At 76.2% G+C, this 15,489-nt stretch carries 13 protein-coding genes, 2 pseudogenes and 2 riboswitches; of the genes and pseudogenes, 3 read left to right on the forward strand and 12 right to left on the reverse strand.

The annotated features are described in order from the left end of the window. Positions 1-6: 6 nt before the first annotated feature. From ABT026_RS22735 to ABT026_RS22765, 6 genes and pseudogenes are all read right to left on the reverse strand, one after another. On the reverse strand, positions 7-384 hold the full coding sequence (locus tag ABT026_RS22735; RefSeq protein ID WP_351116821.1) for a cupin domain-containing protein: 378 nt from the start codon (positions 382-384) through the stop codon (positions 7-9). A gap of 104 nt (positions 385-488) precedes the next feature. After that, positions 489-992: pseudogene (locus ABT026_RS22740) on the reverse strand (GNAT family N-acetyltransferase); the annotation flags it as partial. A 20-nt stretch (positions 993-1,012) separates the two neighbouring features. Beyond that, positions 1,013-2,005, reverse strand: a complete 993-nt coding sequence (locus tag ABT026_RS22745; RefSeq protein WP_351116823.1) for a cobalamin biosynthesis protein — start codon at positions 2,003-2,005, stop codon at positions 1,013-1,015. Beyond that, positions 1,987-4,437 carry a bifunctional hydrogenobyrinic acid a,c-diamide synthase/histidinol phosphate aminotransferase CobBC gene (gene cobBC, locus ABT026_RS32195; RefSeq protein WP_502968032.1) on the reverse strand — a complete coding sequence of 817 codons (2,451 nt, stop codon included), beginning with the start codon at positions 4,435-4,437 and terminating at the stop codon, positions 1,987-1,989. Before cobBC ends, ABT026_RS22745 begins: the two co-directional genes overlap by 19 nt. Beyond that, positions 4,431-5,045, reverse strand: coding sequence for a cob(I)yrinic acid a,c-diamide adenosyltransferase (cobO, locus tag ABT026_RS22760; RefSeq protein ID WP_351116825.1), 615 nt, complete (start codon positions 5,043-5,045; stop codon positions 4,431-4,433). Before cobO ends, cobBC begins: the two co-directional genes overlap by 7 nt. Further along, positions 5,045-7,171, reverse strand: coding sequence for a VWA domain-containing protein (locus tag ABT026_RS22765; RefSeq protein ID WP_351116827.1), 2,127 nt, complete (start codon positions 7,169-7,171; stop codon positions 5,045-5,047). The genes cobO and ABT026_RS22765 overlap by 1 nt, the downstream gene beginning before the upstream one ends. 42 nt (positions 7,172-7,213) lie before the next feature. Continuing rightward, positions 7,214-7,360, reverse strand: a riboswitch (cobalamin riboswitch). A gap of 32 nt (positions 7,361-7,392) precedes the next feature. Here ABT026_RS22765 and cbiE point away from each other — a divergent pair. Beyond that, positions 7,393-8,673, forward strand: a complete 1,281-nt coding sequence (gene cbiE, locus ABT026_RS22770) for a precorrin-6y C5,15-methyltransferase (decarboxylating) subunit CbiE (protein WP_351116829.1) — start codon at positions 7,393-7,395, stop codon at positions 8,671-8,673. Here cbiE and cobM read toward each other — a convergent pair. From cobM to ABT026_RS22790, 4 genes are read right to left on the reverse strand one after another with little or no spacing between them, the layout of a single operon-like run. Next, on the reverse strand, positions 8,645-9,412 hold the full coding sequence (gene cobM / locus ABT026_RS22775) for a precorrin-4 C(11)-methyltransferase (protein WP_351116830.1): 768 nt from the start codon (positions 9,410-9,412) through the stop codon (positions 8,645-8,647). The genes cbiE and cobM overlap by 29 nt on opposite strands. After that, positions 9,409-10,968: a precorrin-2 C(20)-methyltransferase gene (locus tag ABT026_RS22780; RefSeq protein ID WP_351116832.1), complete on the reverse strand. Its 1,560-nt coding sequence runs from the start codon at positions 10,966-10,968 to the stop codon at positions 9,409-9,411. Before ABT026_RS22780 ends, cobM begins: the two co-directional genes overlap by 4 nt. Beyond that, positions 10,965-11,657 (reverse strand): precorrin-8X methylmutase, encoded by a 693-nt coding sequence (locus ABT026_RS22785; protein WP_351116834.1) that lies wholly within the window; start codon positions 11,655-11,657, stop codon positions 10,965-10,967. The genes ABT026_RS22780 and ABT026_RS22785 overlap by 4 nt, the downstream gene beginning before the upstream one ends. Continuing rightward, the gene (locus ABT026_RS22790) at positions 11,654-12,550 is read right to left on the reverse strand and encodes a ferredoxin-like domain-containing protein (protein WP_351116835.1); all 897 of its coding nucleotides are present in this window, start codon (positions 12,548-12,550) and stop codon (positions 11,654-11,656) included. The genes ABT026_RS22785 and ABT026_RS22790 overlap by 4 nt, the downstream gene beginning before the upstream one ends. Positions 12,551-12,605: 55 nt before the next feature. After that, positions 12,606-12,809, reverse strand: a riboswitch (cobalamin riboswitch). 55 nt (positions 12,810-12,864) lie between these two features. Here ABT026_RS22790 and ABT026_RS22795 point away from each other — a divergent pair. After that, positions 12,865-13,397 (forward strand): annotated as a pseudogene (locus tag ABT026_RS22795) (DUF1028 domain-containing protein); the annotation flags it as partial. 147 nt (positions 13,398-13,544) lie between these two features. Next, positions 13,545-13,709 (forward strand): putative peptidoglycan binding domain-containing protein, encoded by a 165-nt coding sequence (locus ABT026_RS22800; RefSeq protein WP_351116950.1) that lies wholly within the window; start codon positions 13,545-13,547, stop codon positions 13,707-13,709. Between the two features lie 311 nt (positions 13,710-14,020). On the opposite strand, the gene ABT026_RS22805 is transcribed toward ABT026_RS22800, so the two are convergent. Together ABT026_RS22805 and ABT026_RS22810 are read right to left on the reverse strand one after the other, a co-directional pair. Further along, a complete protein-coding gene (locus tag ABT026_RS22805) occupies positions 14,021-14,788 on the reverse strand; it encodes an alpha/beta fold hydrolase (protein WP_351116837.1) in 768 nt (255 codons plus the stop codon). A gap of 64 nt (positions 14,789-14,852) precedes the next feature. Next, the gene (locus tag ABT026_RS22810) at positions 14,853-15,488 is read right to left on the reverse strand and encodes a GNAT family N-acetyltransferase (RefSeq protein ID WP_351116839.1); all 636 of its coding nucleotides are present in this window, start codon (positions 15,486-15,488) and stop codon (positions 14,853-14,855) included. Position 15,489 lies beyond the last annotated feature (1 nt).

A 15,489-nucleotide genomic window follows, 5' to 3' on the forward strand; every position in this document is an offset into this window, starting at 1 on the left:
CTGCGCTCACGCCTCCCCGGCCGCGGGCACCGCGTAGCCGGGGACGGAGGGCCAGCGCACGGTGAGCACCACCGACTCCTCCTCCGCGACCCAGGAGTGGTCCACGCCCTCGCCCCACACGACGTAGTCCCCCTGCCGCTCCAGCACGACGCTGCGGTGGGGGAACTCGACCCGGAACCGCCCGCTGACGAGCACCTGCAGTGCGGTGCGCTTCTCGCCGCGCACCCACTGGGCCCGCCGGTCGCCCCGGGGGTGGACGCCCCACTTGATCTCCAGGGCCTCGCTGTGTCGCGGGTCGCCCGGCTCCTTGAAGTGCCCGAGCAGCCAGCCCCGGTCGAGGGCCGCGTCCTGGCCGGCGTTGCCCGTGTACACGCTGTCGTCCATGGCTTCGGACGTTAGCAGCCGCCCGGCCCGGACCCGCGGCGCGGGGGCGTGGCGTCCCCCGGCCGCCCGGTCCGTGCCGGACGGTCGGCGTCACGCTCCCGGCGCAGGTCCCTGCCCGGGTCGATCACCCAGTGGTTGGTCCTGAGGACCCGTCCCGCGAAGCTGATGTCGGCCTCACGGAGGTGGCGGAACCCGACGGAGCGGCAGATGCCGTTGGACGCCGCGTTGTCCACGGCCGGGAAGGCGTGCACCGGGCCCCAGCGGTTCTGGTCCCTGGCCTCTTCCAGCAGGGCGCGGACGGCTCGCTTGCCGAGGCCCTGGCCCTGCCATTCGGGCAGGACCATCCAGCCGATCTCGGACATCGGCCCGTCGCCACTCTCGTGGGACCAGATGGTCACGGTCCCGGCCACCACTTCGGGACCGGCCCCGTCAGGGACGATCATCTTCAGCCACGCGATGTCGTCCGCCGCCTCCCGGGCGTCGCGACGGACCTTGTCCGCCATCCCCTCCCGCGGCAGGGGGCCGCCCAGGTCCGCCATCATGACGGGATCGCAGCGCATCCTGATGTACGCGCCGAGGTCGTCCGGTGCGACGTCGCGCAACCGCATCTGCTTCTCCTCGGTACCGGTCACGCCCGGGTCGGCGAGTCGCTCGTGCTCTCGCGTCGGGCAGAGGTCCGTGCCGCCGCGAATGCCGCCGCGGCGAGGGCGGCGCTGAGGCCGACGCGGCGGGCCAGGGTGGTGGCGCGGGGGATGTCGGGTGGGGTGGGGGGTGCGCCGTCGCCCATGGTCGGGCGGTGTTCGGTGCCGGAGGCGTAGTGGTTGGTGCCGCCGAGGGTGAGGCCGAGGGCGCCGGCGAAGGAGGCCTCGACGACGCCCGCGTTGGGGCTGGGGTGGCCGGCGGCGTCGCGGCGCCAGGCAACCAGGGGCGCGGTGGGGCCGTTGGGCGAGGTGGCGGCGGTGAGCAGGCCGGCCAGGCGGGCGCCGGGCAGGTTGAGGAGGTCGTCGAGGCGGGCGGAGGCCCAGCCGAAGCGCACGTGGCGGGGGGTGCGGTGGCCGACCATGGCGTCGAGGGTGTTGGCGGCCCGGTAGGCGATCAGGCCGGGGACGCCGGCCAGGGCGCCCCAGACGAGGGGGGCGACCACGGCGTCGGAGGTGTTCTCGGCGACGGACTCGACGACGGCCCGGGCGACCTGTCCCTCGTCCAGGGTGGTGGTGTCGCGGCCCACCAGGGATCGGAGCCGGCGGCGGGCGGCGGGCAGGTCGGGGGCGGCGAGGCGGGCGTGGACCGCGGACGCCTCGCGTTCCAGGGAGCGTCCGCCGAGGACGGCCCAGGTGGCCAGGGCGGTGACGGCCACGTGGGTCACGGGACGGCGGGCGGCGGCCCGTTCGGCGGCGACGCCGAGGGCCGCGGCGCCGCCGACCAGCAGCGCGGTGTAGGCGGCGCCCCGGGCGCGGGAGTCGGCGTGCAGGCGCCGTTCGAGGGCCCCGGCGACGGTGCCGAAGCCGGCGACCGGGTGGAAACGGCGCGGGTCGCCCAGGAACCGGTCGGCGGCGTGCCCCAGGAGGAGACCGGCCGCGCGGGTGCTCGCCGGGGAGGCGGTCACGCGGGAGCGGCGCATGCCCGCACCTCCGCGAGGGCGTCGAGGAAGCGGCGGGTGGTCTCCGGCGGCCGGACCGCGAGGCGGATCCAGGAGGCGTCCAGGCCGGGGAAGGTGTCGGCGCGCCGGGCGGCGACGCCGTGCTCGCGAAGCAGGCCGTGCAGCCCCTCCCCCGGCCGGGCGAGGACGAAGGGGCCGCTGGAGGGGGTGAACGGCACCCCGGCGGCGGCCAGCCCGTCCTGGAGGAACTCCCGCCACACGGCGAGCTGTTCGGCCCGGGCACGGGCCTCGGGGAGCGCCTCAGGGGCGGTGCAGGCGACGGTGGCGGCGACGGCGGGCGACGACAGCGACCAGGGGGTCTGGGCGCGGGCCAGTTCCCGCACGACGGCCGGGTCGCCGACGACGTAGCCGGCGCGTATGCCGGGGATCGACCAGTGCTTGGTGAGGCTGCGGATCACCAGCAGCCCTTCGGCGCGCTCGTCGGCGAGGGACTCCGGCTCGCCGGGGACGGCGTCCATGAAGGCCTCGTCGACGACGATCAGGCGGCCACGGCGGCGCAGCGCACGCAGCGTGGCCGCCGGGTGGAGGGCGCCGGTGGGGTTGGTGGGGTTACCGATGACGACGAGGTCGGCGTCCTCGGGGACTGCGGCCGCATCGAGGGCGAAGCCGTCCTCGGGGCGGCAGAACACGCTGGTGACGGTGTGTCCGGCCTGTTCGAGGGCGGCGTGGGGCTCGGTGAACTGCGGGTGGACGACCACCGGGCGCCGCCAGGGGCGCAGGCGGGCGACGAGGGTGAACGCCTCGGCGGCGCCCGCGGTGGGCAGCGCCTCCTGCGGGGGCCGGTGGTGGCGGCGGGCGACGGCCCGGCGGGCGGGTTCGGCGTCGGGGTAGGCGGCGGCGTCGGCGATGCTGTCGTGCAGCGCGCGGTCGAGCCAGTCGGGGCGCTCGCCCGGGTAGACGTTGACGGCGAGGTCGAGAAGTCCGCCGCGGGCCTCGGAGTCGCCGTGGTGACGCAGTGGGTCCCAGGCGGCAGGGCCGCCGGGTCGCGGGGCGGCGGACGCGCCCGCGCGGTGGACGGCGTCGGCGAACCGCTGGGCGAGCCGGGGGTGTCCGGCCCAGTGGACGTGCAGGTAGGAGGCGTGCAGCGTCGGTGAGGCGAAGCCCTCGGGGCGGCCGTCGATCTCCCAGGCGGGAGTGGTGGCGCAGGCGCCGGGGGCGGTGCGGGTGCGGTGGAACTCGTGCCCGGTGACCCGCTCCCCCGCCCTGGTCAGGAGGGTGTCGCCGGGCGAGGTCGCGTGCGGGTAGCGCAGGGTGAGGCGTCCGGTCATCGCGGCCTGGGCGGGGAGCACGCCGGCCATGGGGATGTCGTCGAGGGTCTCGGTGAGGTAGAGCAGGCCTGCGCATTCGGCCACCGTGGGCAGGCCGTCCCGGACAGCCTGCCGGACGGAAGTCAACAAAGCCGCGTTGGCGGCGAGTTCGGCGGCGTACACCTCGGGGAAGCCGCCGCCGAGGTAGAGGCCACGGGTGCCGGGGGGCAGGGCGGGGTCGGTCAGCGGGTCGAAGGCGACGACCTCGCAGCCCGCGGCGGTCAGGAGTTCCTCGGTCTCGGTGTAGCGGAAGGTGAAGGCGCGGCCGCCGGCCACGGCGACGACGGGGCGTTCGCCGCCGGGCGGCGCGGTGACCTCGTCGGCCGGGTTCCAGGCCACGGCGTCCAGCGGCGGTGCGCTGCGGGCCAGGGCGAGGACGGCGTCGACGTCGACGTCCCGGGCGATCCGCTCGCCGAGCCGGCGGACGGCGCGGGCCGAGTCCTCGCGTTCGGCGGCGGGGACGAGCCCGAGGTGGCGGGAGGGCGCGCCGATCTCCTCGTCGCGGTGCACGACGCCGAGCACAGGCAGCCGCAGGGAGCGGCGTATCTCGGCGACGTTGCGCTCGGAGCCGGCCTTGTTGAGGATGACGCCGACGACGTCGACGGCGGGGTCCCAGGAGGCCATGCCTTCGACGATCGCCGCGGCCGAGCGGGACATCCGGGAGACGTCGACGACCAGGACGACCGGCGTGTGGGTGAGGGCGGCGACGTGGGCGGTGGAGGCGAAGCCGTCCGTGCCGATCCGCCCGTCGTGCAGGCCCATCACGCCCTCGACCACGGCGACGTCGGCGCCGCGGGCTCCGTGCAGCAGGAGCGGCGCGACGCGCTCCTCCCCCACCAGGTGGGGGTCGAGGTTGCGGCCGGGGCGGCCGGTGGCGAGGGCGTGGTAGCCGGGGTCGATGTAGTCGGGGCCGGTCTTGTGACCGCTGACGGTGTGGCCCGCGGCGCGCAGCGCGGCCATCAGGCCGGTGGCGACGGTGGTCTTGCCCTGACCGGTCATCGGGGCGGCGATCATGATCCGGGGCAGCGGCACGGGCGGGGTGCCGTGCGGGGCCGGCGAGGGTCCGGGCCGGGCGTGCGTCACCATTCGATGCCTCGCTGGCCCTTCTGCCCCGCGTCCATGGGGTGCTTGACCTTGGTCATCTCGGTGACCAGGTCGGCGGCCTCGAGCAGTTGCGGGGCGGCCCGGCGTCCGGTGATCACCACGTGCTGGCGGCCGGGGCGCTCGCGCAGGGCGGTGACGACGTCCTCGACGTCGATCCAGCCCCAGGCGAGGGGGTAGGTGAACTCGTCGAGGACCAGCAGGTCGTGCGTCTGCTCGGCCAGGCGCCGCTTGATCTCGGCCCAGCCCTCGGCGGCGGCCGTGGCGTGGTCCTCGGCGTCGCCGTGCTTGCGGGTCCAGGACCAGCCGGAGCCCATCTTGTGCCACTCGACGGGACCGCCCTCGCCGGTCTCCGCGTGGAGCCGGCCCAAGCGCTCCAAGACCGTCTGCTCGCCGATGCGCCACTTGGCGGACTTGACGAACTGGAAGACCCCGATGTTCCAGCCCTGGTTCCAGCCGCGCAGGGCGAGGCCGAAGGCGGCGGTGGACTTGCCCTTGCCGTCGCCGGTGTGGACGACCAGGAGGGGCTTGTTACGGCGCTGGCGGGTGGTGAGTCCGTCGTCGGGCACGACGGTCGGCTGTCCCTGGGGCATCAGGCGGCCCTCTCTCGGACGGCGGTGCTCAGCGCGTCGGCGCTGACCTCGCGGACGGGCAGGTGGTCGGCGTGCAGGCGGGCGGCCAGGCCGGCGGCCAGGCCGAGCCGCAGGGGGCCGGACTCGCTGTCGACCACCACGGCGCTGACGCCGAGGGAGGCGACCTGGTCGGCGGCCCGCAGCGAGCGGGCGACGGCGTCCTTGCCACCGGTGGCGCGGCCGTCGGTGACGACGACCAGCAGGGGACGCAACCGCGGGTGGCGCCGGCGTTCGCGGGCGACGACGCGGGCGGCCTCCAGCAGTCCCTCGGCGAGGGGCGTGCGGCCGCCGGCCGGAAGGTCGTCGAGGCGGGCGGCGGCGATGTCCACCGAGTGGGTGGGGGGCAGGGCGAGTTCGGCGTGCTGCCCGCGGAAGGTGATCAGGCCGACCTTGTCGCGGCGGCGGTAGGCGTCGAGGAGCAGGGAGAGGACGGCGGTCTTGACCTGGCTCATGCGCTTGCGGGCCGCCATGGAACCGGAGGCGTCGACGCAGAAGAGGATCAGGTTGGCCTCGCGGCCCTCCCTGACGGCGGTGCGCAGGTCCTCGCCGCGCAGCCGCAGCGGGCCGTCGGCGCGGCCGGTCCGGGTGCGGGCCGCCGCCGCGCGCACCGTCTCGACCAGGTGCAGGGAGCCCCCGGCGTCCTGGCCGGGCCGGGCGACGCCGACCCGGCGGCCCCGGCTTCCCAGGGCGCGGCTGCGGCGGCCGTCGGTGCCCTCGCCGGTGCCCCGGACGGTGAGCAGTCGCGGGCGGTAGGGGGCGGTGGCCTTGACGGTGGTGTCCTGCGCGGCTCCCCGGCCGGGGGGTGCGGCAGGCGTCCGGTCGGCGTCCGCGTCCGGGGAGTCGTCCGGTCCGGCGGCGGGCTCCGGGGCCTTCGGGGTGGCGTCGTCGGGGGCCTGACCGCCTTCGGCGCCGCCTCCTGTCGCCCCCGGTTCGCGCGCGTCGTTCTCCCCGGGTGCGTCCTCCCCGAGTCCGTCGTCGCCTGGTCCGTCGTCGCCCGCCCCGTCCGGGCCCTCGTCGGCCGGGGGCTGGGAGGGCGGCGGGTCCGGTGGGAGTTCGTCGTCGCCCAGGATCCGGTCGAGCAGGTCCTCGTCGAGCCCGGGCGCGTCGAAGGGGTTGCGGCGGCGCCGGTGCGGCAGGGCGAGCCGGGCGGCGCGGCGGATGTCGGCGCGGGTCACGGTGGTCCGGCCGGCCCAGGCGGCGTGGGCCACCGCGGTGCGGGCGGTGACGATGTCGGCGCGCAGCCCGTCCACGTCGAACGCGGCGCATATCTCGGCGATCTTGGTGAGCGCGGTGTCCGGGAGGAGGACTTGGCCGAGCCGCTCGCGGGCCGCGGCCACCCGGGCCGCCAGGGCCTGTTCGGCGGGACGGTGGCGCGCCGCGAAGCCGGCCGGGTCGGCGTCGTAGGCCATCCGCCGCCGCACCACCTCGGCACGGGGCGCGGGATCGCGAGGCGCGGCGACCTCGACGGTGAGGCCGAACCGGTCGAGGAGCTGCGGCCGCAGCTCGCCCTCCTCGGGGTTCATGGTGCCGATGAGCAGGAACCGGGCGGAGTGCTCCACGGAGAACCCGTCGCGTTCGACGGTGACCCGCCCGGTGGCGGCGGCGTCCAGCAGCAGGTCGACCAGGTGGTCGGGGAGGAGGTTGACCTCGTCGGCGTACAGGATGCCGCGGTGGGCGCGGGCCAGCAGACCGGGCTCGTAGGCCACCTTGCCGTGCGCGAGGGCCTTCTCGAGGTGCAGGGAGCCGAGGACGCGGTCCTCGGTGGCGCCCACGGGGAGTTCGACGAGCCGCACCGGGCGGCTCTCCACCGGGGCGCCAGCCGCGAAGGGGCCGTCCGGCGAGGCGTCGTCGGGGTCGGCGGGGTCCGTGGAGAAGCGGTCCTCGGGGTGGACGTCCACGGGCGGCAGCAGGGCGGCCAGCGCGCGGGCGGCGGTCGACTTGGCGGTGCCCTTCTCGCCGCGGACGAGGACGCCGCCGATCGCGGGCGAGATGCCGGTCAGGACCAGGGAGAGGCCGAGGTCGTCGAGTTCGCCGGCGTCGCAGCCGACGATCGCGGAAAAGGGGTAGTGCGAACGCACCAATGGCATGTGAGGCTCCCGCTCGTTTCGCCATCCGTATGGGGGCGGGCGCGAGGCCGGTCTTCGGACTTGCCGAGTCCTCGTGAGCGAGGCTCGGTTCACCGCAGCGGGCCTGTGCCGGAATCTCACCGGGCTTCCCAGATTCTCCCCGCCGGCCGTCCTCACCGTTTCCGATGGCTGGGCCGTAGGGGCACCTCGTGCCTGTGATGGACCACGATAGCGTCACCGGCATGACGATCGGCACGCCCCCTCCCCCTGCCTCCACGAACACCGCCTCCACGAACACCGTCTCCCAGGCCGCCGCTTCCCGGATCACCGTCGTCGGCGTGACCGCCGACGGCTGGCCCTCGCTGCCCGAGCGGCTGCGACGCACGGTGCTGGAGGCGGAGGTGGTGCTGGGCGGGCGGCGGCATCTGGCGATGCTGCCGGAGGTGACCGGGCAGCGCCGTGAGGCGTGGCCCTCGCCACTGCGCGAGGGCCTGCCCCCGCTGCTGGCGTCGCTGGGCGGGGCGCGGGTGGTGGCGCTGGCCTCGGGCGACCCGCTGGTGTCCGGTATCGGCACGACCCTCGTCGATCTGCTGGGAGTCGGCTCGGTGGACGTCGAACCGGCGGTTTCCTCGGTGGCGTTGGCGCGGGCCCGCATGGGCTGGCCGTCGGAGCGGTGCGCCGTGGTGACGCTGGTGGGCCGTGATCCGCGGTTGCTGCTGCGGGAGTTGGCGCCCGGGCACCGGGTGCTGGTGCTGTCCTCCGACGCTGCGACCCCGACCGCGGTGGCGGCGCTGCTGGCGGGCGCGGGATACGGGCGGAGCGTGGTGACGGTGCTCGGCGACCTGGGCACGGACCTCGAGTCGCGGTTGTCGGGCACGGCCGACGACTGGCTGGCCTCGCCACCCGGCGAGGCGCCGGCCCTGAACGTGCTGGCTCTGGAGCTCGCGGGGCCGCCGGCCCACGGTCTGGTGGCGGGGCTGCCGGACGACGCGTTCGAGAACGACGGCCAGCTGACCCGGCGTGACCTTCGGGCCTCGGCGTTGGCACGGCTGGCGCCCGCGCCGGGACAGCACCTGTGGGACGTGGGCGCGGGCGCCGGATCGGTGGGCATCGAGTGGATGCGGGCGCACCCCACCTGTGTCACCACCGCCGTGGAGGCGGACGCCGGACGCGCCGCCCGCGTCGCCCGTAACGCGGGCCGGCTGGGCGTGCCGGGGCTGCGGGTGGTGACCGGGCGGGCCCCGGACGCGCTGGCCGGACTGGCCGCGCCGGACGCGGTGTTCATCGGTGGCGGGGCCACCCGGCCAGGCGTCCTGGAGGCATGTCTGGGGGCGCTGCGGCCGGGCGGCCGGCTGGTGGTGCACGGGGTGACGCTGGAGACGGAGACGCTGCTCGCGGACGCCTACCGCCGCCACGGCGGGGAGTTGACCCGCCTGGCGGTGGAGACGACGGCGCCCATCGGTTCGTTCACCGGCTGGACGCCGGCGCGGACGGTCACCCAGTGGAGCCTGACGGTGGGCTGAGGCGAGGGCGGGCCGGGTCGTAGAGGAACGACTCGCCGCCGGGGGCCGGGTCGAGCGCCCGGCCCACCAGGATGACGGCGGCCTGCCGCAGGCCGGCCGTCTCCACCGCGTCGGCGATGTCCGCGACGGTGCCGCGCAGCACCGACTCCTGCGGCTGGCTGGCCCGGTGGACCACCACCACCGGACAGTCGGGGCCGTACTCGGGCGTCAGCTCCTCCATCAGTTCGCGGATCCGGGTGATGGCCAGGTGCAGCACCAGGGTGGCCCGGGTGGCGGCGAACGCGGCCAGCGACTCGGTCGCGGGCATCGCGGTCGACCGGGCCCGGGTGCGGGTGAGGACCACGGACTGGGCGAGCAGCGGGACGGTCAGCTCCCGCCCCGCCACGGCCGCGGCGGCGGCGTAGGCGGGGACGCCGGGGGTGACGTCCCAGGGGACGCCGTGGGCGTCCAGGCGGCGGGTCTGCTCGGCGAGCGCCGAGTACAGCGAGGGATCGCCGGAGGTCAGGCGGACGACCTCCTGGCCCTGCCGGTGGGCGTCGACCAGGTGCTCGGTGATCCGGTCCAGGTCGAGCCGCTGGGTGTCGACCAGTTCGGCGCCGGGCGCGCAGTGGTCGAGGACCAGCGGGTCCAGGTAGGTGCCGGGGTAGAGCACCGTTCCGGCCGCGGCGAGCAGGCGCACCGCCCGGACGGTGAGCAGGTCCGCGGCGCCGGGGCCGGCGCCGACGAAGTGGACGGTCACGGCTTCACCCACCTCGGTGTCCAGACCCGGCCCGACGCCGAGACGCGGGTGCCGGAGGCGCCGACGATCAGCAGGCAGCGCATGTCGATGGTCGCGGGGTCGAGTTCGCCGAGCGTGGTGACGGTGAGCGACTCGCCGGGCCGTCCGACGCCCCGGCCGACCACGACGACGGTCTCCGGCGCGCGGTGCTCCAGCAGGACGCGGCGCGCAGTGGCGATCTGTTCCGTGCGGGAGCGGGAGGCGGGGTTGTACACGGCCAGCGCCAGGTCGGCCTCGGCGACGGCGTGCAGGCGGCGTTCGACGACGTCCCACGGCTTGAGCCGGTCGGAGAGGCTGACGACCGCGAAGTCGCCGCCCACGGGCGCGCCGGCCCGTGCGGCGACGGCCTGGACGGCGCTGACACCGGGCAGCACCCGCACCGGCACGTGCCGCAGGTCCGGGTCCTCGGCGGCCTCGAAGACGGCGGTGGCCATGCCGAAGACCCCGGCGTCCCCGCCGGAGACCACCGCGACGCGCTCGCCCCGTGCGGCCAACTCCAAGGCCAGGCGTGCGCGTTCGAGCTCCACGGTGTTACCGGAGGCGTGTCTGGTCAGGCCGGCACGCTGGGGGACCCGGTCGACGTAGGGGCCGTAGCCGACGACGTGGTCGACCTCGGCGAGCGCGGCGGACGCCTCGGGGGTCAGCCAGGCATCGGGGCCGGGGCCCAGGCCGACGACCAGCAACTCGGCCGCCGAGGTTGCCGAGGCCGGCGAGGCCGGCGTCGCGGAGACGACACCGTCCGGTGCGGATCCCGTGAGGGACGCGGCCTGTTCCCCGGGGGTGCGTGAGCGGGCCCCGTTGCGGCTGTCGCCGGTGACGAGGATCAGCGAGAAGTACGGCACGGTGGACGGGTCCACCTCGGCCACGGGCAGGCGCCGTTCGCCCTCCATCGAGGCGCGTTCGACGTAGACCGCGTGGTCGAGCCGCCCCGCCGCCTCCAGCGCGCGGCGCACGGCCGGGAAGGTGCGTCCCAGCTTCATCACGACGGCGGCGTCGGTGTCGGCGAGCCTGCGGGCGAGCTCCGGTTCGGGCAGGGTGCCCGGGAGCACGGTGAGCACGTCGGTCTGCCGGGAGAGCGGGGCCGCGGCGGCGGCCGCGGCGGCGGCGAACGCCGGGACGCCGGGCACGATCTGCGTCTCGAACCGCTCGGCGAGCCGGTCGTGCATGTACATGTACGACCCGTAGAACAGCGGGTCGCCCTCGGAGAGCAGCACGACGTCGCGTCCGGCCTCGAGGTGGGCGGCGAGCCGGGTGGCGGACTCCTCGTAGAAGTCGGCCAGGGCGCCCGTGTAACCCCCGGGGTGATCGGTGGCGCCGGTGGTGACCGGATAGGTCAGCCGCTCCTCGACCGCGGTGTCCGGGATGAGCGAGGCCGCGATGCGGCGGGCGTTGGACTCCTTGCCGCGGCCCGCGTGATAGGCGACCACGTCGGCGGAGGCGATCAGCCGGGCCGCCTTGAGAGTGATCAGTTCGGGGTCGCCGGGGCCGACGCCGACTCCGTGGAAACGTCCGGTCACTCCTCCTCCTTGGCGAGTGCGTTGAGGGCCGACGACGTCATGGCGGAGCCGCCGCGGCGGCCGTGGACGGTGACGTACGGGATGTCGATGCCGTGGGTTCCGGCGAGTTCGGTGAGGGCCTGCTTGGACTCGGCGGCGCCGATGAAGCCGACCGGGCAGCCCACGATCGCCGCGGGGCGGGGCGCCCCGTCGACGAGCATCTCCAGCAGGTGGAACAGGGCGGTGGGCGCGTTGCCGACGGCGACCACGGCGCCCTCCATCAGCGGTTCCCAGAGGGAGACGGCGGCGGCGGTGCGGGTGGTGCCCCAGCGGCGGGCGAGAGCGGGCACCCGCTCGTCGCCGAGCAGGCAGACGACATCGTTGTCGCGTGGGAGTCTGCCGCGGGTGACTCCGGTGGCGACCATGGTGACGTCGCAGAGGATGGGCGCGCCCGAGCGCAGGGCGGTGCGCGCGGCGGGCACCAGTTCGGGGTGGATCACCAGGTCGTCGGCGAGGTCGACCTGGCCGGCGCCGTGGATCATCCGCACGGCGAGACGTTCCGCCTCGGCGGGGACGTGGTCCAGGCGGGCCTCGCGGCGGATGGTGGCGAAGGAGTCGACGTAGATGGCCGGGCCGTCGGCGAGGTAGTCGTAGTGCCGGCCGGGCCTGCGGGGCTCGACGGGGCGCCCGGATGCGGTGGTGGCGCTCATGCGGCGGCTCCCGGGACGATCACGCCGCGCCAGGGGGTGACGGTGAGTTCGGTGGCGCCCGCCGCGTGGGCCTCCTCGACGAGCCGGGCGACGTCCTCGGAGCCGAGCCCGGATTCGGGTACGGGCACGTGCCGTCCTCCCTCGGGCAGCGGGCCTGGTGGCAGGGGTGGTTCGGGGCTCGGCAGTCCTGGGTCCGGGGCGGCCGACTCGCCGAGGGGTTCGGGCAGTTCGACGACGTGCCAGGGGGCGGTGGGGCCGATGCCCCGGGCGTCCATGAAGCGCCGGGCGAGCCCGGTCAGGGCCGGCGCGGCCTCGGACAGCGGGACGCGGGCGCCCCAGCCGTCGCCGACGCGCAGCTGCGCGGTGCCGTCGTCCAGGGCCACCAGGCCGAGGTCGCAGGTGCGGGTGATCAGGTCGCCCCGGCCGTCGTCGAGGACGAACAGGAAGCGTGCGGGCAGACCGGCCAGGCAGGGCTCGGCGCACAGCAGCCGGTCGAGTTCGGCCGCCACCGGGCCGAGGTCGGCGCGCCCGCCTTTGACACCGGTGCGGGGGGAGACCATGACGTTCCTGACGAGTTCGTGGGTGCGCGAGGGCAGCAGGCCGGTGGCTTCGACGGCGTCGAGGACGGCGCTGCCGAGGCGGCCCTGGTTGCTGGGCAGGGCCCGTATCTGGAGGTTGGCGCGGCCCGTGACGTGGACGCGGCCGTCTCCGTGGCGTTCGGCGACGGCGGTGAGGGCGGTGAGGGACTCCGTGGGCAGGCGGCCGCCGATGAGGCGCAGCCGGACCAGGAGACCGTCCTCGGCCTGCCAGGGGCGCAGCACGCCCGGGCAGCGGTCGCGCCGGGCACGCCGGGCACGCCGGGCGGACAGGAAGGCGGAATCCATCGGGGACATACGAGTCCTTCGAGGTCAGGGGCCCGTTCGCGGGGTCCTCGGTCGACCTGGCGGCCCGTCACCGCCAGCGCCAGCAGGTCTTCGGACTCGGGTTCCTCCGGTTCGGGCGCCTTCCCGGAGCGTCGCTCCAGTGGCTGCGCGGCGCCTGTTGCGCCCGCACGTGCCCGACCGTCACCCTCACCGCTGCGCGTCAGTCCCGGAATCTCACCGGGTTCCCTGACCCCACCTCGTGGAGTTCGACTGGCGCGACGAGCCTACCGTGCCGGACGGACGGCGTGGGTGGGGGCCTCGAAGCGGGGGGTTAAGGTCCGGCCATGACTTTCTCGATCGCTGCGCGCAGTGCGGACGGGACCTGTTTCGGGGTCGCCGTCGCGTCGAAGTTCCTCGCCGTGGGGGCGGCCGTTCCGGGGGCGCGGGCCGGGGCGGGCGCGGTCGCCACGCAGGCGCTGGCCAACCTCGCCTACCGCCCGGACGGCTTGGGCCTGCTGGCCGAGGGCCGCTCCGCCGGGGACACGCTGGAGGCGCTGATCGCCGCCGACGAGCGGCGCGACGACCGGCAGGTCGGGGTCGTCGACCGGGAGGGCGGCTCGGCGTCCTGGACCGGGCGGGCCTGCATGACGTGGGCGGGCGGCGCGTCCGGGCCGAACTACGCGATCCAGGGCAACATCCTGCCGGCCCAGAGGTGGTGCGGGCCATGGAGGAGGCCTGGCTGGCGGCGGACGAGGAGCTTCCGCTGGCGAGGCGCCTGCACGCCGCGCTGCTGGCGGGCGACCGTGCCGGCGGGGACAGCCGGGGGCGGCAGAGCGCCGCCCTGCTGGTGGTGTCGCCGGGCGGCGGCTACGGCGGCGGCAGCGACGTGCTGGTGGACCTGCGGGTCGACGACCACGCCGATCCGTCGGCGGAACTGGGCCGGCTGCTGGAGCTGCACGACCTCTACTTCGGCCGGCCGGACCCGGGCACGTTGCTGCCGCTCGACGGTGAGCTGGCCGAGGAGGTGGCCGGGCGGCTGGACGCGCTGGGGCACCGCGGGGTGGAGCTGGAGGTGGCGCTGTCGGAGTGGGCGGGGATCGCCAACCTCGAGGAGCGGCTGGTCGACGGGGCGATCGATCCGCTGGTCCTGGAGCAGCTGCGGGCGGCCGGGGAGGACGCGGGGGCGTAACCGCCGGGTGCGGCGGTGGGCCTCGGGCGACGCGGTTGCGAACGCCCCCTCGGGCGACGTGTCCCGACCGGGCCACGCCCGCACCGGCGGGTGCCGGGCCCCTGCCCCGGCCCCTGCTCCTCCGCCGGCACACGCCGCTCGGCCCGGCGGCGAGGTACGGCCTGGCCGCCCGGCGTCGCGGCACGAACCGGTAGCCCGGCAGGGCGGCACGAACCGGCCGCTCGCCGGCGCGGCATCGGACCGGTAGCCCGGTGGGGCCGCGCGGGCCGTCCCGGGCCGAGGGCCCCTCGCGTGCCGCGCGGCCGCGGAGGTCAGCGGGCGTCGAGGAACGCGGACAGTTCGGCCACGAAGGCCGGGTCGCGGACAGCGCCGAGGTGGTCGCCGCGCAGCATCCGCAGGGTGGCTTCGGGGAGGGCGTCGGCGAGCACCTCGGGCCGGGCGGCGAGCGGGTCCTCGCCGCCGGCCAGGAGCAGGGTGGGAGCGGTGACCTCGGCCAGGGGTATCGGTCGCTGGTGGATCGCCCGGGCGTGCGCGGCCAGGGCGAGCCGGTCGCCGCCGACGGCGTCGACGAAGGCGCGGAACGCGGCCGCGGCCGGGTCCTTCACGGTCGCCGGGTCGTCGACGGTCAGGGCGTCCACCAGGACGTCGCCGCCGATCACCCGGCTGTCCACTCCCCCGAGTTCGACCACGGCGGCTCCCACGCCGCCGATCACCAGGCGGCGGACCCGGCGGTCCTGTGCGGCCGTCAGCAGGCTGACCACGGCGCCCATGGAGTAGCCGACGAGGTCGTAGGCGCTCTCCCCGAGATGGTCCATCAGTTCGCGCAGGTCCTCGGACATGCGGGCCTCGCCGTAGCGTGCCGGGTCGTGGGGCTTGGCGCTGCGTCCGTGGCCGCGGGCGTCGAGGGCCAGGACCCGGCGACCCGCCTCGTTGAGGAGCCGTACGACGCCGGGGGCGACCCACTCGATGTCGGAGTCGGCGATGAAGCCGTGGTGCAGGACGATCGGCGGCAGGTCGGACTCCGCCTCCCAGAGCTGGTAGTGGATCTCGAGGTCGTCGGAGGTCTTGAGGAAGGGCATGCCGGTGCTCCGTTCCGGTCGGGGGCAGGGGTGTCTCGGACTGTCGCGTGGCGGCCGGGGCGGGTCAGCCGTCGCGGTGACGGACGTGGACGTGGCCGGGGTCGGGGAACTGCGGTGGCCAGGGCGGCAGGACGCGGCCGAGGGCGTAGCCGCAGCGTGCGGCGACCCGGCAGGAGGCGTGGTTGGACTCCTGGTGGGTGAGCTCCAGGGCGGTCAGCCCGTCGAAGGAGGCGAACGCCCAGCCGGTGAGCGCCTCGAGGGCGCGCGGGGCCACCCGACGGCCGCGGGCCCACGCGGCGGTCCAGTAGCCGACCTCGCCGACAGGGGCACCGGGGTGCGGGAGACGCAGCACCACCTGGCCCACGAGGTCGCCGACCGCCTTCAGGTCCGCGGCCGCCGCGGGGTCTCCGGCTCGCTCGCCCAGGCCCTGCCCCTCCCCCAGGACGGCCCGCTCGTCCCTGTCGGCGCCCTCCTCCACGACCACGAAGGAGAACCGCTCGCCGCGCCCGGCCGCCTCCTCCTGCGCGTCGATCCACCCGCGGGCCGCGGCCACGTCGTCGATTGGATCGGTCAGCCACCGGCGCATGGCCTCGTCCCGGTGGGCCTCGACCAGGGCGGCGGCGTCCGCCGGACGCCAGGGACGCAGGTGGAGGCCGTGGGCCGGGGCGGGGGAACGAGGGGCGGGGTACGTCGCACGCATG

The sequence above is a fragment of the Streptomyces sp. NPDC002734 genome (assembly GCF_040295685.1).
Taxonomy (GTDB): Bacteria; Actinomycetota; Actinomycetes; order Streptomycetales; family Streptomycetaceae; genus Streptomyces.